This is a genomic window from Arthrobacter globiformis, assembly GCF_030817195.1.
Classification (GTDB): domain Bacteria; phylum Actinomycetota; class Actinomycetes; order Actinomycetales; family Micrococcaceae; genus Arthrobacter; species Arthrobacter globiformis_D.
In genome coordinates, this window is record NZ_JAUSYZ010000001.1 from 1853208 (window position 1) to 1874528 (window position 21321).

Genomic DNA, 21321 nt, shown 5'->3' on the forward strand with positions numbered 1-21321 from the left:
CGAAGGTGGCTCTAATGAAGGGAGATTTCCCCGCATGCCACCGCATGCCGAACGTAAGGAAGCCAATGAAGGCCCTCTACAAGGCCGGCGCACACGCCGGGTTTGAACTAACCGACCGCCCGGAACCCGAGGCGGGACCAGGCGAGGTCAAGATCCGCGTGCTGACCACCGGCATCTGCGGGACTGACCTGCACATCCAGTCCTGGGACGCCTGGGCGCAGGGCATCATCGAGGCGCCCCTGATCGCCGGTCACGAGTTCTACGGCGAGGTGGTGGCCACCGGCGAGGACGTGCGCTACGTCAAAGTCGGGGACCGCGTGTCCGGCGAAGGCCACATCGTTTGCGGGATCTGCCGCAACTGCCGCGCCGGCCGCCGGCAGATGTGCATCCACACGGTCAGCGTGGGCGTGCAGCGGGACGGGGCATTCGCCGAATACGTCGTCATCCCCGAGACGAACGTCTGGGTGCACCAGGACCCGTCCGTAACGCCCGAGCTCGGCGCCATCTTTGACCCCTTCGGAAACGCCGTGCACACTGCGCTAAGTTTCCCGCTGGTGGGCGAGGATGTCCTGATCACCGGCGCCGGGCCGATCGGCCTGATGGCCATCGCCGTGGCCCGCCACGCCGGCGCCCGCAAGATCGCCATCACCGACGTCTCTGCCCCGCGGCTCGAGCTTGCCCGGCAGCTCGGCGTGGACCTCGCCATCGACGTCTCCAAGACGCGGGTCCGGGAAGCCCAGCGGGAGCTGGGCATGCGCGAGGGCTTCGACATCGGACTGGAAATGTCCGGCCACCCCACGGCGCTGCCGGAGATGATCGACAACATGAACCACGGCGGACGCATCGCCATGCTCGGCCTGCCCAGCCAGTCCATCAACATCGACTGGGGCAAGGTGGTCACGCACATGCTCACCCTGAAGGGCATCTACGGCCGCGAGATGTACGAGACCTGGTATGCCATGAGTGCCATGCTGTCCTCCAATCCTGCGCTGCACGCCAGCATCTCCGCCGTGGTCACGGACGTGCTGCCGGCCACCGAGTGGGAGAAGGGCTTCGAAATCGCGAAGGCCGGCATCGGCGGCAAGGTCGTGCTCGACTGGTCGGAAATCTGAGTGGCGCCCGGTACCTGACCGCACCGGGCCTGACCCCGCCACCTCCCACCCCTAGTCTTTAACTGTTTCCCAGCCGAGGAGAACCCGCCATGTACTCAGCCATCAAGAACCAGCTCCGCGCCGAGCTCGACGACATCCGCACCGCAGGCCTCTACAAGACCGAACGCCACATCGACTCCGCCCAGGCCAGCCACATCACGGCCGGGCAGATCGGTGAGGCCGGCTCGCCCGTCCTGAACTTCTGCGCCAACAACTACCTCGGCCTGGCCGACCACCCGGACATCATCGCGGCGGCCAAGTCCGCCATGGACGAACGCGGTTTCGGCATGGCCAGTGTCCGGTTCATCTGCGGCACCCAGGACCTCCACCTCGAACTCGAAGCGAAGGTCTCAAAGTTCCTGGGCACGGAGGACACCATCCTGTTCTCCAGCTGCTTCGACGCCAACGGCGGCGTTTTCGAATCGCTCTTCGGCCCGGAGGACGCCATCATCTCCGACGCCCTGAACCACGCCTCGATCATCGACGGGATCCGGCTCTGCAAGGCGCAGCGGTTCCGGTATGCCAACCAGGACATGGCTGACCTGGAGGCGAAGCTGGTGGAGGCCAAGGATGCGCGGCGGAAGATCATCGTCACCGACGGCGTCTTCTCCATGGACGGCTACCTGGCGCCGCTGGAGGCCATTTGCGACCTCGCCGAGAAGCACGACGCCCTGGTGATGGTGGACGACTCCCACGCCGTCGGGTTCATGGGCGCCACCGGGGCCGGGACCCCCGAGCACGCAGGCGTCTCCGACCGGGTGGACATCTTCACCGGCACCTTCGGCAAGGCGCTGGGCGGCGCCTCGGGCGGCTACGTGTCCGGCCGCAGCGAAGTGGTGGCGATGCTCCGGCAGAAGGCCCGCCCCTACCTCTTCTCCAACTCCCTGGCGCCGGCCATCGTGGCGGCCACCATCAAAGCACTGGAGCTCGTGCAGACCTCCGGTGAGCTCCGGGCCAGCCTGTTCCGGAACGCTGAACTGTTCCGTCGCCGGATGACGGAGGAAGGCTTCGAACTGCTCGACGGCGAGCACGCCATTGTGCCGGTCATGTTCGGCGACGCCGTGCTGGCAGCAAAGGTGGCCGACCAGATGCTCCAGCACGGGGTGTACGTCACAGCCTTCAGCTTCCCCGTGGTGCCGCGCGGCGCCGCCCGCATCCGCGTCCAGCTGTCCGCCGCGCACAGCGCCGACGACGTCGAAACCTGCGTGCAGGCGTTCGTCAAGAGCCGCGACGCGGTGACCGCGTAGGTTCCGGCCATCTGTAAAGATTGAGCCCATGGCATCAACCTATGACGTGGTCATTGTGGGCGGCGGGATTGCCGGTCTGTCGCTGGCCTCCGCGCTGGCCGGCAAATGCACTGTTGCGCTTGTGGAGGCGGAGCAGCAGCTGGCGTACCACACGTCCTCACGCTCGGCCCGGCAGCTCATCCCCAGCTACGGTCCGCCGGTGGTCCAGGACCTCACCGTCCGCACCCTCGAGCTGATTGCGGCGGACGACACCGGACGGCCCCAGCCCGTGCTGACGCCGCGAAGCTTCCTGCTCATCGGGGACGAAGAGACGGTGCGGGCCGAGGCCAGCGGCGAGATGCGCCTGATCAGCCATGGGGAAGCGCTCGGGTTGTGCCCGGCCCTGAAACCCGAGTCCTTCTCCGCCGCCGGCCTGGACACCGGGTCCTTCGCGTGCGACGCCCCTGTGCTGCTGGAAAGGCACCGGGCGCGGGCCGAAGCTGCCGGCGTGGACATCATCACCGGTGCCCGCGTGCACTCCGCCCAGCGGCTCGGATCGGGCTGGGAGATCGGGGCCGGTCAGGAAGGCTTCTCCGCCGGCGTCCTGGTCAACGCCGCCGGCGCCTGGGCGGACGAACTGGCGGTGCTGAGCGGCGTCGAGAAGATCGGCCTGCAGCCGTACCGGCGGACGGCGGCGATTGTCGGCGTCGACCATCCGCTGCCGGAGGGCAGCCCCATGGTGGCTGCCGCCGACGACTCCTTCTACTTCCGCAGGGAAGGCGGCGACGTACTGATCTCCCCGTCGGAGCATGTGGCCAGCCCCGCGGAGGACGCACGTCCCCGTCCCGGGGACGTGGAGCGGCTCATCGCCCGGCTCAATACGCTGACGACGCTGGGGATCGGACCCGTCCGGACGGCCTGGACCGGCCTGCGCACCGAGGCGGCCGACGGCGTCCCGGTCGTGGGGTTCGATGCCGAGGCCCGCGGGTTCTTCTGGCTCGCCGGCCAGGGCGGCTACGGGTTCCAGACGTCGTCCGGTATCGCGGAACTGGCCGCGGCCCAGATCCTTGCCGGTCCGGATGCCGGTGCCGCGCGGGCCGCCAGCGCCGGGCAGGAAGCCGGCGCCGGTCCGGTATCCCGGACGGCGGATGCCCTGGCTGCGACGCGCTGGTCCATCCGGCGCTGAAGAATGGATCCATGAGCACCCTGATCACGAACATTGCCGAACTGATGACCCAGGACGCGGAACACCGTGTCCTCAAGGACGCGGCAGTGGTGATCGAGGGGGAACGGATCTCGTGGATTGGCCCGGCATCCGACGCCCCGGCGGCCGACGAGGCCGTGGATGCCGGCCGCCGGGCCGTGCTGCCCGGCTGGGTGGACTCCCACACGCACCTGATTTTCGCCGGCGACCGGACGGCCGAATTCGAGGCGCGGATGGCGGGGGAGGAGTACAGCGCCGGAGGCATCGCCGTCACCACCGAAGCCACCCGCACCACCGGCGACTACGACCTCACGCGGCTGGCGCAGGGGCGCGTCGCCGAAGCGGTATCGCAAGGTACGACGTATCTGGAAACGAAAACGGGGTACGGCCTCGACGTCGAGCAGGAGGCCAGGAGTGCCCGGATCGCCTCGACCGTGGCGGACGAGGTCACCTACCTGGGCGCCCATCTGGTGCCGGCCGGGATGGACGCGGAGGAGTACGCCAAACTCGTCTGCGGCCCGATGCTGGACGCGGTCCGCCCCTACGCCCGGTGGGCCGACGTGTTCTGCGAACGGGGCGCCTTCTCGGAGGAGCAGTCCCGCGCCGTGCTGCAGGCCTGCCGCGACGCCGGGCTGGGGCTGCGGGTGCACGGCAACCAGCTGGGTCACGGCGCCGGAGTCCGCCTCGCCGTGGAGTTCGGCGCAGCGAGCGTGGACCACGTGAACTACCTCTCGGAGCAGGACATCGCGAGCCTCGCCGCGGGCTGGACCGGCTGGGATGCCGCCGCAGGAACGGGCCGGCGCGGAACGGTGGCCACCTGCCTGCCGGCCTGCGACCTTTCCACCCGCCAGCCGCTGGCCCCCGGCCGGCAGCTGCTGGACGCCGGCGTGCCCCTGGCGCTCGCGTCCAACTGCAACCCCGGCACGTCCTACACGAGTTCCATGGCGTTCTGCGTCACCACCGCTGTCCTCCAAATGGGCCTGAGTGTCCACGAGGCCGTCCGGGCGGCGACGTACGGCGGCGCCCTGGCGCTGCAGCGCGAGTCCGGTAACGACGTCGACGGCGAACGCGCGGTGGGCTCCATCGCCGTCGGGCACCGGGCGGACCTGCACGTTCTCAACGCCCCGTCCGCCACCCACCTCGCCTACCGGCCTGGCATGCCGCTCACCCACGCGGTTTGGCGCGCAGGGGTGCGCGCACGGTAGTGTCAGGCGGGGCCATCACCCGACGTTCGTGACGGAACATGATCATTACGGGTCTGGTACAATCACAAAGCGTCATTTTTCGTGACGCTTTTGGATCCTGAAAGGCCCTGCATGACCCGCACCGACCGACTGACGGCCATCCTTGATCTCCTTGCCGAGACCGGCCAGGTGGAAGTCGAGGAGATCGTCACCCGGCTCGGCGTGTCACCGGCAACCGCCCGGCGCGACCTGGACAGCCTGGCCAAGCGGCGGCTGCTGACGCGGACCCGCGGCGGCGCCACCACCGGCGCCCTGGCCTACGACCTTCCCGGCAGGTACAACCGGGACGACCACGCCGTGGCCAAGCAGGAGATTGCCCTGGCTGCCTCGGCCCTCATTGCCCCGGGCATGGTGATCGGGCTCTGCGGCGGCACCACGAGCACCGCCCTGGCGCAGATCCTGGCCACCCGCGAAGACCTCAACTCGCCGTCGAACCAGCCCACCCTCACGGTGGTCACCAACGCGATCAACATCGCCTCGCAGCTTGCCGTCCGGCCCAACATCAAGGTGATGGTGACAGGCGGCATCCTCAACACGCGGTCCTATGAGCTCGTGGGCCCGTACACGGACATCATCATGCAGAAGGTGGTGCTGGACATCGCCTTCATCGGCGTCAACGGTGTCGACGCCGAGGTGGGGCCCACCAACACCGGCGAGGCAGAGGCAACGGTCAATGCGCTGCTGGCCAGCCGTGCCAGCGTCTCCTACGTGATCGCAGATTCCTCGAAGGTGGGCCGCCGGGCGTTCGCCACGATGGACGGCTACGACTTCACCCGGCTCATCACCGACGCCGGCATTTCTGCGGCGGACAAGGCCGCGTTCGAGGCCCGCGGCACCGAAGTGATCGTTGCCGGCGCCTAGAAGATCACCGGCGGGGCGTCCAGCACCGTTGCGTCCACCCTCCGGTCCACCCACTGGGTAAAGGGCGTGTCGAGTTCGTACTTGCCCAGGCTGTTGCGCACCAGCATGCGGACTTCGGCGTTTTCGGGGTTGTTCAGCGACTCGAAATACTCCACCGACCAGTGGAACCAGCGCATGCAGAACAGGCGCATGGTCAGCCCGTGCGTGACCAGCAGGGCGTTGGGGGAGTAGTCCGGCTTGGACCAGTGCCGGTACAGGGTTTCCATGAAGGACGAGATCCGGTCGTAAACGTCGGAGCCTGACTCGCCCTCCCGGAAACGGTAGAAGAAGTGGCCGTAGGCGTTGCGGAGTTCCTTCTGGTCCTCGATGTCGCCGGAAATCTGGAAGTTGGCCCAGTCCTGCTCGCGCAGCCGCGGCTCCTCGATCACCCGCTCCGTCAGGGCGCCAAGGTTCAGCGCCTCGAGGGTCTGGTAGGCGCGCAGGTACGGAGACACGTAGACGCTCACCTGCCGTCCGTCCAGCTCCCGGCGGATGCGCTCCCCGGCGGCCTTCGCCTGCTCCAGCCCGAGCTCCGTCAGCGGAATCCGGTAGTCGGGCACCCTGTTGTAGATGGAGGTGTCCGCGTTGGCCGCCGACTGGCCGTGCCGGATCATGATGATTTTCCCGGGAGCGCTCATAGTTTCCCAGCATAGGGTCAGCCCGCAGCCGGACAGGAACCGACTGGCCAGCAGGAAGCGAACGGCAGGAGTCGGCAGGCTGACAGGAAAGTACCAGCAGGTACAGGCAAGATAGGAACATGTTGGTTCCCTCCCGCCGTCGGCTGCGGTTCGAAGTCTGGATTGTCCTGGGGTTGTCGCTGGGGCAGTCCGCCGTCTATTCCGTGGTGCAGCTGCTGGACAAGATGACCCGGGCACCGCTGGCGCAGGGGACGTCCACGCTGAACAGGTCACAAAGCACCCGGGAGTACTTCGACCTGACCTACCAGCTGCTGGACATCATCTTCGCCCTGGTGCCGGTCCTGCTGGTGATCTACTTCATGACAGACCAGCGCCAGGCGAAGTCCGGGTCCGGGCACGACGCCGGCTCCGCGTTCCGGAAGCTGGGATTCAACCTTGCCCGGCCCGGAAGGGACCTGCTGCAGGGGCTCGGGCTGGCCGCCCTGATCGGCATCCCGTCGCTGGGCCTATACGCCGCCGGACGTGCCCTGGGCATTACGACGGCAATCATCCCCAGCGGTCTGGACGCTTACTGGTGGACCGTGCCCGTGCTGATCCTGTCCGCCATGCGCCACGCAATCGTAGAGGAAGTCATTGTGGTGGGCTATCTCCTGGACCGGTTCTCCAAGTTCGGCTGGTCCATGCCCCTGGCGATCTTTGTCTCCTCGATGCTTCGCGGCAGCTACCACCTGTACCAGGGGTTCGGGCCCTTCATCGGAAACGCGGTCATGGGCGTGGTCTTCGCCTGGGTCTACACCAAAACCCGCCGGGTGATGCCGCTCGTCATCGCGCACGCGCTGCTGGACATTGTCGCGTTCGTCGGGTTCAGTCTGTTCGGCAAAGCGGCCGGGCTGGGCTAGTTGTCCTGGGCTGGCGGTTCCGGGCTGGCGGTCCTGGGCTGGGAAAATCCGTTAAAAATGATTCGGCCGCCATCGGCGGGTGACGTCGTTGGCACCCGCTGATGGCGGCCGAAGTGAAGGGCAGAAAGTGCGTCAGATGGTGACGGCGCCTGCCGCGGTTTCGAAGGTGACGGAGAGGATTCCGGGAGTGCCGTGCGGGGCCACCCAGTTCACTGCGACATCCTCAAGCGGCCGTTCGACGGGCTCGCCGAGCCACTCGGTCACGCGCTCGGCAGAGCCCGCAATCGTGAGGCTGGACATCTTCACATTGCTGTCATAGGCGTTGGACGGGTGCAGTCCCGGATCGCCCTCCCACTTCAGCATGTACGGAACCTGCGGGTCAGCGATCAGGCCCAGGATGCCAATCTGCTTCCAGACCAGCTCCCGGCCGTCGGGGAACTTGCGGTTGCCATTGACGGCGGAGCGGCCCAAGCGCTCCTCGAAGGGGGCAAGGTCGTCAACTTCGACGCACCAGCCCATCCAGCCGCCGCCCGCTGCGGACCGTGCCCGGACGGCCTGGCCGAACGGTGCCTTGTCCGACGCCGGGTGGTCCAGGACCTCAACAACCTCGAGATACTTGTGGCCTGCCAGGGGGATGATCATATTCCGGGTTCCAAACCGGGGGTGCACTCCGCCCTTTACGGCTTCGACGCCGAGGGCAGAGGAGATACGTTCGGTGGTGGCCGCGAGGCCATCGTGTTCACAGGCGTAAGAGACGTGATCCATGCGCATGCCCTCATCTTGGCACTTTGTGACGGGGCTCTCAGCTTAGGGTCGCCTAACCTGAGAAAAGTCCATACTTTGTCGAAGTTCGTCACAAAGCTGTGCGCGTAATAGAGCCGTACCTGCGTCGATCGCAGGTCATGAGTGCCAGCTAGAGAGAGCCCGGGAGTCACACAATCGTCACATTCTTCGCGCAGATGTACGCCTGTTTCGTAAACTGGGCAACAGGTCATGAGTGCCAGCGACAGCCCCGGCTTGCTGGCCGGCAACCCTCCTTCCGCGGTGGGGTGCCCCGGGTGAAGACCTGGCCTGCCGGACAGCTGCCGGCGGGCAAGCGCGTAGAAGAGGTTTACCTATGACGATTTCTGTCAGCAGCACCAACTATCCGGCCGCCGAGGCAGCGCAGGATGGCACAGTCCGGTACGTCAACATTGGCAGCCTGGAACTCGAGGCCGGAGGCTTCCTGCCGGACGTCACACTGGCCTACGAATCCTGGGGAACGCTCAACGAGGACGGCTCCAACGCCATCCTCGTTCAGCATGCCCTCACCGGCAGCACGCACGTGACGCGGGGTGCCGGTGACGAGGAGGGCTGGTGGGAGCAGCTCGCCGGACCCGGTGCGCCGGCGGACACTGACAGGTTCTTTGTCATCTCCATCAACATCCTGGGCGGCTGTTACGGGTCCACTGGACCGTCGTCGACCGCTCCGGACGGCAAACCCTGGGGTTCGCGCTTTCCGCTGGTGACGCTCAGGGACTCCACCATCGCCGAGGCGAGGCTCGCCGACCGGCTCGGCATCAGCAGCTGGCACGCCGTGGTGGGCGGATCCATGGGTGGGGCCCGCGCCCTCGAATGGGCAGTGACTTTCCCGGAGCGGGTGCGCCGCTGTGGTGTCATCTCCGTCGGTGCCAGGAGCACGGCTGAACAGATCGCCTTCGCCCAGGCGCAGACTCTTGCCATCCGGCAGGACCGCCATTTCAACGGCGGCGACTACTACGGCGGGCCGGAACCCGTGGAGGGCCTGGCGCTCGCACGGCGGATTGCACACATCACCTACCGGTCTGCCTACGAACTCGATTTCCGGTTCGGCAGGAACGCCCAAGCCGCCGAAGAGCCGCTGCAGGCCGACGCCTTGGCGGGCCGCGGCCGATACCAGGTGGAGAGCTACCTCGACCACCAAGGCAACAAGCTGGTCCGGCGCTTCGACGCCAACAGCTACATCGCCCTGACGGAAGCACTCATGAGCCATGACGTCACCCGGGGGAGAGGGACACTCAAGGAAGCCCTGGCGCGGGCCTCCGCAGACTTCTTCGTTGCCGCCGTGGAGACGGACCGGCTGTACTTTCCCGCCCAGACGCTGGAACTCGCCGAGGCCCTGCCCGGGAACGTGGACGTCCACATGATCGATTCGCCCATCGGCCACGACGGGTTCCTCACGGAGATCGGCCAGCTTAACGCCCAGCTCAGGGCACACCTCCTCAACTGATTCAAGGCCGGCCCGTGCGGCCGGGGCCGACCGCATCGTGGCAATGCCGATGCCGCAGATGTGCATTTATGCAGATGTGCCCTGCACTATTTGGCGTTGAGCTCGCGTCATCGGCAGACCATACTCGTTGAATCCGGCGTTCGTGGTGCGCATCACACCCGTTCGCCATCGTCTGGTCCCCGTGGCGTCGAGGAAGACGCCGAAGGAGTTCGCAATGAGTACGGAAAGCTCCGCCGCAAGGCGTGCAGAGGAAACCGACATCAAGGCCACTGGCCTCAAGAAAGTTGTCACGGCGTCCATGGCCGGCACCGTCGTGGAGTGGTATGAGTTCTTCCTCTACGCGTCGGCTGCCACCCTGGTCTTCGGCAAGACCTTCTTCCCCAACGCCGGCACCGAGCTGGACGGCATCATTGCCGCCTTCCTCACTTACGCGGTCGGCTTCGTTGCCCGCCCGATCGGCGGCATCGTCTTCGGCCACTTCGGCGACAAGTTCGGCCGCAAGCAGCTGCTGCAGCTGAGCATCATCCTGGTCGGTGTCTCCACCTTCCTCATGGGCTGCCTCCCGACGTTCCAGCAGATCGGCTACTGGGCGCCCGCGCTCCTGGTCTTCCTGCGGTTCGCCCAAGGCTTCGCGGTCGGCGGCGAATGGGGCGGCGCGGTCCTCCTCGTGGCAGAGCACAGCCCCAGCAAGTCACGCGGATTCTGGGCCAGCTGGCCGCAGTCCGCCGTGCCCATGGGCAACCTGCTCGCCACGGCCGTGCTGTTCATCCTGTCCTCCACCCTGACCCAGGAAGCGTTCCTCGGCTGGGGCTGGCGCGTCGCGTTCTGGCTCTCCGCGGTGATCGTCCTCATCGGCTACTACATCCGCACCAAGGTCAACGACGCCCCGATCTTCCTTGAAGCCCGCAAAGAGGTCGAGGCCGGGCACAAGGGCTACGGCGTGGCCGAGGTCTTCAGGCGCTACCCGCGCGGTGTTTTCACCGCCATGGGCCTGCGTTTCGCCGAGAACATCCTCTACTACCTCGTGGTGACGTTCTCCATCACCTACCTGAAGACGGTTGTCCAGGCCGACACGACCCGGATCCTGCTGCTGCTGTTGCTCGCCCATGCCGTGCACTTCGTTGCTGTGCCGCTGGTGGGCAAGCTGTCGGACCGTTTCGGCCGCAAGCCCGTCTACATGGCCGGGGCCATCCTCGGTGCCACGTGGGGCTTCTTCGCCTTCCCGATGATGGACACCAAGAACGACGTCATCATCCTGGCGTCCATCATGATCGGCCTGCTGTTCCACGCCCTGATGTACGCCGGCCAGCCCGCGATCATGGCGGAAATGTTCCCCACCCGGATGCGCTACTCCGGCGTCTCGCTGGGCTACCAGGTGACCTCCATCGTGGCCGGTTCGCTGGCCCCGATCATCGCCGCCTCACTCCTGAGCACGTACAAATCCTCCGTCCCTGTGGCCATCTACCTGCTGATTGCCTGCGCCATCACCGCCGCCGCGGTGTTCTTCCTGAAGGAGACCCGCGGCATCTCGCTCCACGACGTGGACGCGGCCGACGCCCAGGGCACTGCCGACCTGCTCGCAGCCGGCAAGAAGTAAGCCCGGCTTTAGCCTCGACCCTGACGAGCATTCAGCAGCTGCCCGGACCCGCCACCCATGCGGGGCCGGGCAGTTGCCCGTTCACCGAGACCAAGGATTTACATGAAAGCAGCAGTCCTCTACTCCACCGTCCCCGCCACCGGTACTCCAGCGCAGAAGCCCAGCTACACGGACGCCCGGCCCCTGGTGGTGCAGGAGCTGGCCCGGCCGGAGCCGCGCGCCGGCGAGCTGGGCGTTGCCATCACCTACTCCAGCCTGTGCCACTCGGACCTTTCCGTGGTGGACGGTTCGCGGGTCCGGCCCCTGCCCATGGCACTGGGCCACGAGGCGGTGGGGCGGGTCGTGGCCGTCGGCGACGGCGTCTCCGATGTGTCGGTGGGGGACCACGTAGTGCTGGTCTTCGTGCCGAGCTGCGGGGACTGCCGAGCCTGCCGGTCAGGCCGTCCCGCGCTCTGCCACCGTGCGGCCGAGGTCAACGGCTCCGGCGACCTGCTCCACGGCGAGGCGCTGCTGCGCACGCCGGCAGGGGAGCGGATCAACCATCACCTGGGCGTCTCGGCTTTCGCCGATTACGCCGTGGTGGCCCGGGAATCGGTGGTGGTGATTGACGACGACGTCCCGGACACCGTTGCGGCGATGTTCGGTTGCGCCGTGCTCACCGGCATGGGCGCTGTGCTCAACACCGCCGCCGTCACGGCCGGCCAGTCGGTGGCCGTCTTCGGGCTGGGGGCAGTGGGCCTTTCCGCCGTCATGGCCGCCTCCCTCGCGGGGGCCGGCAGCGTGATCGCCATCGATCCAAATTCCGGCAAGCACCAGCTCGCCCTTGACTGCGGCGCCACCGCCGTGGGGACGCCCGAGGACGCGGCCGGACTCATCGCGGAAGCCGCCGGCGACGGGGTCGACGTCGCCATCGAAGCGGTTGGCTCAGCCGGCGTGATTGCCGCGTGCCTCGGGCATGTGACCCGGGGCGGCGCCGTCGTCTCGGTCGGCCTGCCCCATCCGTCGGCAGAGCTGACGGTGCCGGCGCTGCAGTTCGCCGGAGCCGGCAAGCGCCTGCTCGGTTCGTACATGGGCGATGCCGTTCCCGGGCGGGACATCCCGCTCTACCTCGGCTACTGGCGGGAGGGCCGGCTGCCGGTGGAGCTGCTGCACACCGACACCAGGCCGCTCACCGAGATCAACGAGGGACTGGATGCGCTGGCCTCCGGGCAGGTGGTGCGGCGGCTGTTCACGGCCTGACGGGGCGCGCGTCAGCCCGCCAGCAGGCCCGCCTGGGCCTTTACTTCCTCCTTGAGTGACGCGATGACGGCCTGCACCGCGGCCGAGCGGAGGGATTCCGGCCGCGCCACCGCCCAGATAGGCAGCTGGCGCTCGAAGTCGCCGGCGAGCACGGGAACGAAGTCCGGCTGCCCGGCCACCATGAAGTTCGGCAGCAGCCCGATGCCTGCGCCCTGCCGCACCGCCTCCACCTGGGCGAAGACACTCGTGGCCTGGAAGCTCGAGGCGGGCATCGGCAGCTGCGAGGACCAGCGGTGCCCCAACTCCGCCACCTGGAGCGCAGACTCAACGTAAGAGACAAAACCGTGCTGCCCGACGTCGTCGAGCGTTTCCGGCAGTCCGTGCTCCGCGGCGTAGCCGGGGCTGGCGTAGAGGCGCAGGTAGTAGTTGCTCAGGAAGATGGTCTGGGCGTTGCTGACGTCTGTCCGGCCAACCACGATTTCCAGGTCCACGCCGGACCTGTTCTGGCTGACCTTCCGCGTGGCGCTTAGCATCTCGATGTTCAGCTGCGGGTTCTGCTGCTGCAGCCGGACCAGCGCAGGCGTGACGAACACGGCTCCCACACCGTCCGTCGTCGCCACGCGCACGAGCCCGGACAGGGCGCTCTGGTCCTGGCTGATCAGGCCGGAGAGTGATCCAAGGGTGTTCTCGATGGCTTCCGCCGCCTCCACGGCGGCGGTACCGAGCTGGGTCAGCTCCCAGCCGTGCGGGCTGCGTTCGAGAGTGCGCCCGCCAAGCTGCTTGTCCAGGGCGAGGATCCGGCGGGAGATGGTGGTGTGGGTGGTGCCCAGGGTTTCCGCCACCGCGTTGAACCTGCCCAGGCGTGCAACTGTCAGCAGGATCAGCAGGTCGTCCGGGCTCGGAAGCCGCCTCAGGTCCACGGCAAGCCTTTCATCTGTGTGCATCAGTGCACATACCGTCTGTAATTTTTCCCCTTGATTGCACTCTAGCAGGGTGTGATGGTGGACACAGAGCTTCCGGCCCGAGCGGCCGGATCCGAAGCAAAGGAGCTTACGAATGGCAGTAATCGGCTGGATCGGCCTCGGAAACATGGGCGGCTTTATGTCCGCGAACCTGGCCAAGGCCGGGCACGATGTCCGCGGTTTTGACCTTAATCCCGCGGCGCTCGCCGCCGCCGAGGAGGCCGGCGTCAAGCCGGTCGGCAGCATTGCCGAGGCCGTCGGCGGCGCTGACGTTGTGTTCACCATGCTGCCCAAGGGCGAGCACGCCCGTACGGTGTACCTCGGCGAAGACGGCGTCCTCGCGCATGCCGACACCCGCACGCTGCTGGTGGACTCCTCCACCATCGACATCGCGTCCGCCCAGGAACTGCACGACGCCGCTGCTGCCGCCGGCTTCCGCTTTGTGGACGCCCCGGTCTCGGGCGGCATGAGCGGTGCCAAGGCGGGGACGCTGACCTTCATGGTGGGCGGCGAGGAGGGCGCCGTCGCGGACGCGACCGGCTTCATCGGCCCGATGGCAGCCAACATCATCCCCACCGGCGGCGCCACCACCGGGCAGGCAGCGAAAATCTGCAACAACCTGATGCTCTTCATCAACCTCGCCTCCACCGCGGAGGGTGCCGTGCTGGCGGACCGGCTGGGCCTGGACAAGCAGGTCTTCTGGGACATCGCGTCCGTCTCCTCGGGTGACTCCTGGGCGCTGCGGACCTGGTACCCGGTGCCCGGCGTCGTTCCCACCGCAGCCTCGAACAACGACTTTGCGCCAACCTTCACCACCGAACTGGCGAACAAGGATATCGGCCTCGCCATCAGCGCCGCTGAGGACACTGGCACGCCGCTCGAGATCGGCAAGCACGTCCAGCAGCTGTTCCAGCAGCTCATCGACGCCGGCGAGGCGGGCAAGGACTGCTCGATGATCATCAAGCTCGCCGACGGCTCGCTGGGCTCCGCGGAGTAGTCCTCACGGCCAGACCCATTTCCCAGTCACACCTGTCAGCAACGCACGAAAAGAGACTTCCCTTGGAAACCATTCCGCATTTCATCAACGGCAGCCGCGTCAGCGACGCCGAACGTTTCGGTCCCGTCTTTAACCCCGCCACCGGGGAACAGGAGAAGCAGGTGGCGCTCGCCTCGGCGTCGCGGACTGAAGAGGCGATCGCCGCCGCCCGCGCCGCACTGCCGGCGTGGCGGGCCACCAGCCTGGCCAAGCGCACCAACATCTTCTTCCGGGTCCGCGAAATCCTGAACCAGCGCAAGCCCGAGCTCGCGGCCATTCTCACCAGCGAGCACGGGAAGGTCCTCTCCGACGCCGAAGGGGAGATCTCCCGCGGCCTGGAGAACATCGAGTTCGCCACCGGCCTGTCCCACATGCTCAAGGGGGAGCGCTCGGAGCAGGTCTCCAGCGGCATCGACGTCCACTCCGTGCGCCAGCCGGTGGGCGTGGTGGCCTGCATTACCCCGTTCAATTTCCCGGCCATGGTGCCGCTGTGGATGATCGGCAGCGCCCTGGCGTGCGGCAACACCGTGCTGCTGAAGCCCAGCGAGAAGGATCCCTCGGCCGCCATCTTCATCGCCGAGGCCTTCGCCGAGGCGGGGCTGCCCGCCGGCGTGCTGAACGTGGTCCAGGGGGACAAGGAAGCCGTCGACGTCCTGCTCGAGCACCCCGATGTGAAAGCGGTGAGCTTCGTCGGCTCCACGCCCATCGCGCAGTCGATCTACAAGCGGGCGGCCGACCACGGCAAGCGCGTCCAGGCTCTGGGCGGGGCGAAGAACCACATGGTGGTGCTGCCCGACGCCGACCTGGACATGGCCGCCGACGCTGCGGTTTCCGCTGCCTACGGTTCGGCGGGCGAACGCTGCATGGCCGTCAGCGTCCTCGTCGCAGTGGGCAACATCGCGGACGACCTGGTGCAGGCGATCTCCAGCCGTATGGCGGGCCTCAAGATTGGTGCAGGAACCGATCCGGCCTCCCAGATGGGTCCGCTGATCACCGCGGAGCACCGGGACCGGGTGGCCTCCTACGTTGCGGGAGCGGAAAACGAAGGCGCCACGGTCGTCGTTGACGGGCGCTCGCAGCAGTTCGATTCGAACGGCTTCTTCATCGGCGTCAGCCTGGTTGACCACGTGAAGCCCGGCATGAGGGTGTACGACGACGAGATCTTCGGCCCGGTCCTGTCGGTGGTCCGCGTCGACACCTACAGCGACGCCGTCCGGCTGGTCAACGAGAACGAGTTCGGCAACGGCACCGCCATCTTCACCCGCGACGGCGGCGCAGCCCGGCAGTTCGAGTTCGACGTCGATGCCGGCATGGTGGGCGTCAACGTTCCCATCCCCGTCCCGGTGGGCACGTTCTCGTTCGGCGGCTGGAAGAACTCGCTGTTCGGCGACACCCACATGTACGGCCCGGACAGCATCCGGTTCTACACCCGGGGCAAAGTGGTCACCACGCGCTGGCCTGACCCGTCCACCTCGGTGATCGACCTCGGCTTCCCGCAGATCGACTAAACTCGAAACTCGGTTTACATCAAAACTTGAGTTTGGGCCGGTCACGACCGGCCTGTGTCTCAGCCCGCGTCCCGCAGCCACAAGCAGCGGGCCGCGGGCTGTACCTTTTTCGGGTCCAGGCCGTTGCCGTTAGATTGTCAGTGGCCCGTGAAATGCTTCGGGTATGGAAAGCAGTGCAGCTGTGGAGACGGTGGAGGCCATTGACGCCTCCGTCTCTGCGCTGGCTGTTTTGGTCCGCCGCGGAATGGGAAGCGGGGCTGTCCGCGGGGCAGGCAGCCCGGACCGGGGCGGTGCTGATGTGTTGCGGGACCGGGCGGACGCCTGCCTGGACGCGCTGGCCGAGTTGGCCAAATTGGAAGCGCGGATGGCGGCCCTGAAGGTGCACGTCGTCGCCGGTTACGTCGACGTTGAGAAGGCGATGACGCCGCCGGGCGCGTCCGCGCGGGACCGCACCGTCAGGGAGATGGCCGTGAACGCGGAGGTCGCGTGTGCCCTGACCATCAGCGAACGCGCTGCCGGCGCGCTTCTGTTCGAGGCCGGTACCCTGACCACGGACCTGCCGTTTACCTTGTCTGCGCTGCAGGCCGGAACCGTGGCTTGGCAGCACGCCCGGATCATGGTCGACGAAGCCGTAAACCTTGACCCGGCCGGGGCTGCGGCGTTGGAGGCACATTTCCTGGACCCGGACGCGCCGGATCCCGCGCGCGGCTGCCGGGCCGGTGAGCTCGTCCCGTGCCGGTTCCGGGCGAAAGTCCGTACCTGGCGGGAGCGGCACCACCCGGTCAGCATCGAAACGCGCCACACCCGCAGTGCGGCAGACCGGCGGGTGGAGTACGCCCCGGACCGGGACGGGATGGCCTGGCTCTCGGCCTACCTGCCCGCCGCGCAGGCGGCCGGGATATGGGACCGTATCACCACCGGCGCCCGGGCAGTGCAGGGGCCGGGCGAGGCCAGGACCCTCACCCAGCTCCGTGCCGACATCGCCTCGTCCTGGCTCCTGACCGCAGGGCTCGAATCCGCACCCGCCAGCACGGGCGACGTGCCCTCGCCCGTGGCCCAGGTCCTGGTCACCGTTCCGGCGCTCTCTCTGCTTGGCCTGACCGAGGAGCCGGCCATGCTCGACGGCTATGGGCCGATCCCGCCCTCAATGGCCCGTGCGCTCGTCGCGGACGGGGCGCCATCGTTCCGGAGGGTGCTCACTGACCCCCGCGACGGCGCACCCCTGGAGATCGGACGGACCAGCTACCGCATCCCCAAAGCGCTGAGGCAATGGCTCCGGCTCAGGGATGCCAAATGCACGTTCCCGGGATGCAACAACCACAGCCTGGACAACGACGCGGACCACCTCCTGGCCTGGGCCCGCGGCGGGCCCACCGGGATCAGCAACCTCGGCCAGCCATGCCCCAAGCATCACCGCCTCAAACACAACTCCGCCTGGACACCCACCGCCGCCAGCGCCAACGACCCACCCGTATGGACCTCACCCACCGGCCGCCGCTACGCCAGCGAACAACCCGACTGGGAACCACCCCACTGGCCACCACACATCCAGCCCATCTTTGGCGACCTCGACCCACCCGGCGGACTCGACCCCGGCACGCCTGAAAACCCTGGAATACCCCGCCGCACCTGCCACTCCACCGCACCGCCACACGCGGCCCCGACTACAGCCACACGCCTTGGCCGCAAGCGGGAACTGCTTGAGCGCGCCAAATCCCCAAAGCAGGCGCCCCATCGGGGCCCGCTTGTCGCGTAGGTGGAAATTGGGTGTGAGATGCCGCCTGCGGTCAGCTTGCCCTGCCGACCGGCCGGATGCGTTGAGTGCTGTGCGCCTATCTTCCGTGCGTGGCGGAACCTATGCTGGCCGCATGCTCCGGCTGCGAACCTTTGCATTTCTCACACTGTTGCTGCCGGCGCTTCTGCCGGTGACGGGATGCGCGAGGGTTTGCCCGGCAATCGGGTGGAACAACTCCGTCACTGTGGCCCTGGCCGGAGACACCCGCAACGTCGCCTGGGTGCAGCTGTGCACACCGGAAGCGTGTTCCCGGGCGGCCGAACGCCCCATACCGCAGCCAGTGCTTCCTACCGCGACCGCGACACCGACCGGCGCCAACGGTCTCGGTTTCCCTCCAGGTGGTGGTCCGGCCGTTCACCGCATCGTGGTCGAGAAGGTCGGCGCGGCCACCTGGCGTTTTAGCTTCGACATGGACTCTCCCGGATCAGCGACGGTACGGGCTCTGGACGCCGTGGGCGGGACCCTCGCGGAAGAAAAGGTGCCATTGAACTGGCAACGGATCGGTGGCACGGCCGAATGCGGCGGACCCTCGACGGCAGCACCTGTGACCCTGGCGGTCAACCCGTAGCCTAAAGCGGCGGCCGGCTGCCTAGCTGTATTGACCTGAGAGGTTGGTGACGCGGCTGGCCGGTGTTTGACCTTTGAGTGCAGTGTGGGCTCGATGGTGATTGTAGGCGTGGAGCCAGTCGGTGAAAGCTGCGACACGCTCGGCCTCTGAGCGGTAGGGGCGGATGTAAGCCCATTCCTCCAACATGGTGCGGTTGAATCGTTCGACCTTGCCGTTGGTCTGTGGACGGTAGGGTCGGGTGCGTTTGTGCTTGATGTCCGGTCCCAGGGCCTGAGCGAAGGCCCGGGACCGGTAGCAGTTCCCGTTGTCGGTCAGGACGCGCTGGACCGTGATCCCTTGGGCCTGTAACCAGGCGTTGGCGCGCTGCCAGAAGGCTGCTGCTGTTTCCTTTGTTTCGTCCGTAAGGATCTCGGTGTAGGCCAGGCGGGAATGGTCATCGACGGCGTTATGGAGATAGTGGTAGCCGGGCCTGCGGTTGGCCGTGGTGCCGGTCTTGTTCTTCCAACCAGCGATCCTGCCCAGGACCCGGTGTCCGCCGCCGGCCGGGATCCGGCCGAGTTTCTTGATGTCGACATGGACCAGGTCCCCGGGCTTGTCGTGTTCGTAGCGGCGGATCACCCGCCCGGTGCCACGATCGAGCCAGGCCAGTTTCGCCAGCCGGTAACGGGACAGGACGCGGTGCACGGTGGACGGGTGGATGCCCAGCAGATAGCCGATCCTGGCAGGCCCCCACCGGCGGTTCACGCGTAGACCGATGATCCGCCGCTCCGTGCGCGTTGCCGTCCGCCGGGGCGAATAATGCGGGCGGCTGGATCGGTCCAGCATCCCATCCGGACCGTGCTCGCGGTAGCGCTGAGCCCAACGCGCAGCAGTTGGCACCGAGACCTGAAACCGCTCCGCGGCCCGGCGCAGACTCCAGCACTGCTCAACGACACATTGCGCGAGATGAAGCCGGCCACGAGGCGTCAGAAGAGCGTTAGGGTGGGACATGAAGACCTCCGTGCGTGGAATTGGACTCTAGACAAGCCCCACTCCACCCGGAGGTCTTCTTCATGTCACCAAACCACGCCGAGCGTCACTAACGTCCGTGATCAATACACCTAGCCGTTCATGATGTCGTTGCGCCGGGCCATGTACTCCTCCATGGAGATCTGGCCGTCGCTGTACTGCTGGTCCAGTTCGGCCAGCTTCCGCGCCCGGAAACCCTGCGGAGCCGACGGCGGCGGGGGAGTCGAGGGCGCCGGGCCAGTGGCAGGGGCCGGGTTCTGTTGCGGCTGGGGCGGGTTGGCCCGGTATTCCGGGCTGTCCTCGTAGGGCACCGGACCCTGCTGCCAGGACGGTGCACCTGGGCCGCCGGGACCGGTCTGGTTGGGGTATGGCTGATTCGGATATGACTGGTCCGGATACGGCTGGTTCGGGCCGGGCTGGGGGTATGGCGGGTACTGCTGACCCGGGTAGGGCTGGTTCAGGGGCGGAAGCTCCTCCTGGCCACCGCGCTGCGGAAACCCCAATCCACCACTGAAGTAGTCCTGCTGCGTGTAGCCGTCCCGGGGCCGGTTGTCCGGACGGCCCTGGAATGGGCCTCCGAGCGGGCTGCCAGGCTGGTTGCCGAACTGGTCGTCTCCCGGGTTGGGAAACTGGCCGGGGTACTGTCCGGGCAGGCCTGGCCCCTGGTTCCGCTGTTGGACCGACCGCCGGTACATCCGCATGCCCATGGGAACCAGGACGGCCAGAATGATGATCCAGAAAAACAAGTCGAACACGGTGGGGCCTCTCGGTGAGTGTCCATTCCAGCTTAGCCCCGCCGGAGAACGCGTCCACGATCCTTATGCCCGGAGCGCACGGCGTCACTGGAAGGGCCGCACTGGACGTCAGGTGCCCGCCGGAACCCGGACTGCCGGCATGCCGAGGAAGTCCCCGTACCTTGCCACTGCCAGCTCCAAGGCATTTTCCAGCTCCTGTCCGAGCGGCCGGGAGAGCCGGATGTCCAGTTCGCAGCGCTGTGCGGCGGACCCCCGCCGGACCAGAGAATGCCGCCAGGAGCCCGCCAGTACCCCGTCGAGCAGGACCACATGCATGGGATTGTCGTCAAAGGGATAGGCCGGCGCGGTTCCGCCGAAGTAATGCCGTGAGACCGAATAGCCCATGATGTATTCGTCGTAGCACTGGACCAGATCGATCTGCGGCTGGCCATCCCAGGCACCCGCCTGCGCCGCTCCCCCGTTCGGCAATGATTCCCCATCCCGCCCCGGTGCCTCCCCGGCCTCCGGCGGCCGGAGATAGAACGCGGCGCCGTCGAAGCTGGCGGCAACGATGGCGCCCGGAGCGATTTCGTCCGCCAGTGCCAGCCCCTTGCGCACATCAGTCATCGCGAGTCCGGACCAGTCCGCGCAGTCCCGGACGGTGGCAGGCCCGCGGCTTCCGAAATACCTCAGTGCCAGGGCCGCCAACGATTCCTCCCGTGAGGGCACGGCCGCCGGGGCGGCCCCGGCCACGCGCTCATCGAACGCGGCGTAGGTCTGCCGCAGTGCGCCGCCGGGACTGCGGACGGGGGCGCCGCTCACCAGCACCCCGCTGATCTCGGCATGCATGATCAGGTATGCGAGGGCGAGTCCCTTGGCCGGGAAGCCCGCACCCTGCAGCCTGGCAGCCAGCTGCTCAGGGGTGAGGTGCACCCCGCCGGCCACCGCTTCTGCCAGTACGCCGGCGCTCCGGGATGCTGCCGAATCGTCAATCCCGGTCCTGCGGTACGTGCCGCCGTTCGCCTGGTGCAGCCGTGGCGCGGACAGGGCCCGGAGCCACGGCAGGTCATCGCGGTGCACAAAATGCCAGGTGGGCCGCAGAATGTGGGTCCGGAGGATCCGTCCGTCGGCAACTGCCTGCTCCACTTCGGCGGCCGTCGCGCCGCTGGTCCGCTGGGCCAGCGACCAGCGCGCATAGGGAAACTCCTGCGCCTGGACCGCGAGCAGGTTTTTCAGGGCATCCTCCGCCGTGGCGGCCCGCGGCTCCCTCAGCTGCTGCCCGGCCAGCCGGGTCCGCAGCACCTCATGGGGTTCCATGCCCGACGCCGCTCCTCACCTTTGGCAGTTCAGTCACCAACCAAGCC

Annotated in this window: 19 protein-coding genes and 1 riboswitch; of the genes, 13 read left to right on the top strand and 6 right to left on the bottom strand. The window is 67.4% G+C overall.

Annotated features, from left to right (window positions below; translation table 11 throughout):
* Positions 1-65: 65 nt before the first annotated feature.
* The 5 genes from tdh (at position 66) to QF036_RS08365 (ending at position 5686) form a co-directional block, all read left to right on the top strand.
* Positions 66-1112, top strand: coding sequence for an L-threonine 3-dehydrogenase (gene tdh / locus QF036_RS08345; RefSeq protein WP_307100886.1), 1047 nt, complete (start codon positions 66-68; stop codon positions 1110-1112).
* Positions 1113-1201: 89 nt separating this feature from the next.
* The gene (locus QF036_RS08350; RefSeq protein ID WP_307100888.1) at positions 1202-2398 is read left to right on the top strand and encodes a glycine C-acetyltransferase; all 1197 of its coding nucleotides are present in this window, start codon (positions 1202-1204) and stop codon (positions 2396-2398) included.
* A 28-nt stretch (positions 2399-2426) separates the two neighbouring features.
* Positions 2427-3563 (top strand): NAD(P)/FAD-dependent oxidoreductase, encoded by a 1137-nt coding sequence (locus tag QF036_RS08355; protein ID WP_307100890.1) that lies wholly within the window; start codon positions 2427-2429, stop codon positions 3561-3563.
* An 11-nt stretch (positions 3564-3574) separates the two neighbouring features.
* The gene (locus tag QF036_RS08360; RefSeq protein WP_307100891.1) at positions 3575-4786 is read left to right on the top strand and encodes an amidohydrolase family protein; all 1212 of its coding nucleotides are present in this window, start codon (positions 3575-3577) and stop codon (positions 4784-4786) included.
* A gap of 111 nt (positions 4787-4897) precedes the next feature.
* Complete coding sequence (locus QF036_RS08365; RefSeq protein WP_307100894.1) at positions 4898-5686, top strand: DeoR/GlpR family DNA-binding transcription regulator; 789 nt, start codon at positions 4898-4900, stop codon at positions 5684-5686.
* Here the strand turns inward: QF036_RS08365 and QF036_RS08370 are convergent.
* Positions 5683-6363, bottom strand: a complete 681-nt coding sequence (locus tag QF036_RS08370; RefSeq protein WP_307100896.1) for a histidine phosphatase family protein — start codon at positions 6361-6363, stop codon at positions 5683-5685. The genes QF036_RS08365 and QF036_RS08370 overlap by 4 nt on opposite strands.
* A gap of 119 nt (positions 6364-6482) precedes the next feature.
* Here QF036_RS08370 and QF036_RS08375 point away from each other — a divergent pair, with 119 nt between their 5' ends.
* Entirely contained in the window at positions 6483-7262 is a 780-nt protein-coding gene (locus tag QF036_RS08375; protein ID WP_307100898.1) for a CPBP family intramembrane glutamic endopeptidase, read from the top strand.
* A 132-nt stretch (positions 7263-7394) separates the two neighbouring features.
* On the opposite strand, the gene QF036_RS08380 is transcribed toward QF036_RS08375, so the two are convergent.
* The gene (locus tag QF036_RS08380; protein ID WP_003802054.1) at positions 7395-8033 is read right to left on the bottom strand and encodes a VOC family protein; all 639 of its coding nucleotides are present in this window, start codon (positions 8031-8033) and stop codon (positions 7395-7397) included.
* Between the two features lie 218 nt (positions 8034-8251).
* Positions 8252-8367: riboswitch (SAM riboswitch) on the top strand.
* 12 nt (positions 8368-8379) lie between these two features.
* On the opposite strand from QF036_RS08380, the gene metX reads away from it, so the two are divergent.
* The 3 genes from metX (at position 8380) to QF036_RS08395 (ending at position 12346) form a co-directional block, all read left to right on the top strand.
* Positions 8380-9510 carry a homoserine O-acetyltransferase MetX gene (gene metX, locus QF036_RS08385; RefSeq protein ID WP_307100900.1) on the top strand — a complete coding sequence of 377 codons (1131 nt, stop codon included), beginning with the start codon at positions 8380-8382 and terminating at the stop codon, positions 9508-9510.
* A gap of 214 nt (positions 9511-9724) precedes the next feature.
* Positions 9725-11107, top strand: coding sequence for an MFS transporter (locus QF036_RS08390; RefSeq protein ID WP_307100902.1), 1383 nt, complete (start codon positions 9725-9727; stop codon positions 11105-11107).
* Between the two features lie 102 nt (positions 11108-11209).
* The gene (locus tag QF036_RS08395) at positions 11210-12346 is read left to right on the top strand and encodes an alcohol dehydrogenase catalytic domain-containing protein (protein WP_307100904.1); all 1137 of its coding nucleotides are present in this window, start codon (positions 11210-11212) and stop codon (positions 12344-12346) included.
* Between the two features lie 11 nt (positions 12347-12357).
* Here QF036_RS08395 and QF036_RS08400 read toward each other — a convergent pair whose 3' ends face one another.
* A complete protein-coding gene (locus QF036_RS08400) occupies positions 12358-13290 on the bottom strand; it encodes a LysR family transcriptional regulator (RefSeq protein ID WP_307100906.1) in 933 nt (310 codons plus the stop codon).
* 112 nt (positions 13291-13402) lie between these two features.
* Here QF036_RS08400 and mmsB point away from each other — a divergent pair, with 112 nt between their 5' ends.
* From mmsB to QF036_RS08420, 4 genes are all read left to right on the top strand, one after another.
* Positions 13403-14305 (top strand): 3-hydroxyisobutyrate dehydrogenase, encoded by a 903-nt coding sequence (gene mmsB, locus QF036_RS08405; protein ID WP_307100908.1) that lies wholly within the window; start codon positions 13403-13405, stop codon positions 14303-14305.
* Positions 14306-14367: 62 nt separating this feature from the next.
* On the top strand, positions 14368-15852 hold the full coding sequence (locus QF036_RS08410; RefSeq protein WP_307100910.1) for a CoA-acylating methylmalonate-semialdehyde dehydrogenase: 1485 nt from the start codon (positions 14368-14370) through the stop codon (positions 15850-15852).
* 163 nt (positions 15853-16015) lie between these two features.
* Complete coding sequence (locus QF036_RS08415) at positions 16016-17608, top strand: HNH endonuclease signature motif containing protein (protein ID WP_307100912.1); 1593 nt, start codon at positions 16016-16018, stop codon at positions 17606-17608.
* 112 nt (positions 17609-17720) lie between these two features.
* A complete protein-coding gene (locus QF036_RS08420) occupies positions 17721-18215 on the top strand; it encodes a hypothetical protein (protein ID WP_307100913.1) in 495 nt (164 codons plus the stop codon).
* Between the two features lie 21 nt (positions 18216-18236).
* On the opposite strand, the gene QF036_RS08425 is transcribed toward QF036_RS08420, so the two are convergent.
* The 3 genes from QF036_RS08425 to QF036_RS08435 all read right to left on the bottom strand — a co-directional run bounded on the left by QF036_RS08425 (position 18237) and on the right by QF036_RS08435 (position 21274).
* Entirely contained in the window at positions 18237-19205 is a 969-nt protein-coding gene (locus QF036_RS08425; RefSeq protein WP_307100916.1) for an IS481 family transposase, read from the bottom strand.
* Between the two features lie 110 nt (positions 19206-19315).
* Positions 19316-19978 carry a hypothetical protein gene (locus QF036_RS08430; protein WP_307100918.1) on the bottom strand — a complete coding sequence of 221 codons (663 nt, stop codon included), beginning with the start codon at positions 19976-19978 and terminating at the stop codon, positions 19316-19318.
* Positions 19979-20086: 108 nt separating this feature from the next.
* On the bottom strand, positions 20087-21274 hold the full coding sequence (locus tag QF036_RS08435; RefSeq protein WP_307100920.1) for a winged helix DNA-binding domain-containing protein: 1188 nt from the start codon (positions 21272-21274) through the stop codon (positions 20087-20089).
* Positions 21275-21321: the final 47 nt, after the last annotated feature.

What these genes read in the sequence shown, in the direction of transcription:
- tdh (WP_307100886.1), top strand. Translation starts at nt 66, where the DNA reads ATGAAGGCCCTCTACAAGGCCGGCGCACACGCCGGGTTTGAACTAACC.
- QF036_RS08350 (WP_307100888.1), top strand. Translation starts at nt 1,202, where the DNA reads ATGTACTCAGCCATCAAGAACCAGCTCCGCGCCGAGCTCGACGACATC.
- QF036_RS08355 (WP_307100890.1), top strand. Translation starts at nt 2,427, where the DNA reads ATGGCATCAACCTATGACGTGGTCATTGTGGGCGGCGGGATTGCCGGT.
- QF036_RS08360 (WP_307100891.1), top strand. Translation starts at nt 3,575, where the DNA reads ATGAGCACCCTGATCACGAACATTGCCGAACTGATGACCCAGGACGCG.
- QF036_RS08365 (WP_307100894.1), top strand. Translation starts at nt 4,898, where the DNA reads ATGACCCGCACCGACCGACTGACGGCCATCCTTGATCTCCTTGCCGAG.
- QF036_RS08370 (WP_307100896.1), bottom strand. Translation starts at nt 6,363, where the DNA reads ATGAGCGCTCCCGGGAAAATCATCATGATCCGGCACGGCCAGTCGGCG.
- QF036_RS08375 (WP_307100898.1), top strand. Translation starts at nt 6,483, where the DNA reads ATGTTGGTTCCCTCCCGCCGTCGGCTGCGGTTCGAAGTCTGGATTGTC.
- QF036_RS08380 (WP_003802054.1), bottom strand. Translation starts at nt 8,033, where the DNA reads ATGCGCATGGATCACGTCTCTTACGCCTGTGAACACGATGGCCTCGCG.
- metX (WP_307100900.1), top strand. Translation starts at nt 8,380, where the DNA reads ATGACGATTTCTGTCAGCAGCACCAACTATCCGGCCGCCGAGGCAGCG.
- QF036_RS08390 (WP_307100902.1), top strand. Translation starts at nt 9,725, where the DNA reads ATGAGTACGGAAAGCTCCGCCGCAAGGCGTGCAGAGGAAACCGACATC.
- QF036_RS08395 (WP_307100904.1), top strand. Translation starts at nt 11,210, where the DNA reads ATGAAAGCAGCAGTCCTCTACTCCACCGTCCCCGCCACCGGTACTCCA.
- QF036_RS08400 (WP_307100906.1), bottom strand. Translation starts at nt 13,290, where the DNA reads ATGCACACAGATGAAAGGCTTGCCGTGGACCTGAGGCGGCTTCCGAGC.
- mmsB (WP_307100908.1), top strand. Translation starts at nt 13,403, where the DNA reads ATGGCAGTAATCGGCTGGATCGGCCTCGGAAACATGGGCGGCTTTATG.
- QF036_RS08415 (WP_307100912.1), top strand. Translation starts at nt 16,016, where the DNA reads ATGGAAAGCAGTGCAGCTGTGGAGACGGTGGAGGCCATTGACGCCTCC.
- QF036_RS08420 (WP_307100913.1), top strand. Translation starts at nt 17,721, where the DNA reads ATGCTCCGGCTGCGAACCTTTGCATTTCTCACACTGTTGCTGCCGGCG.
- QF036_RS08425 (WP_307100916.1), bottom strand. Translation starts at nt 19,205, where the DNA reads ATGTCCCACCCTAACGCTCTTCTGACGCCTCGTGGCCGGCTTCATCTC.
- QF036_RS08435 (WP_307100920.1), bottom strand. Translation starts at nt 21,274, where the DNA reads ATGGAACCCCATGAGGTGCTGCGGACCCGGCTGGCCGGGCAGCAGCTG.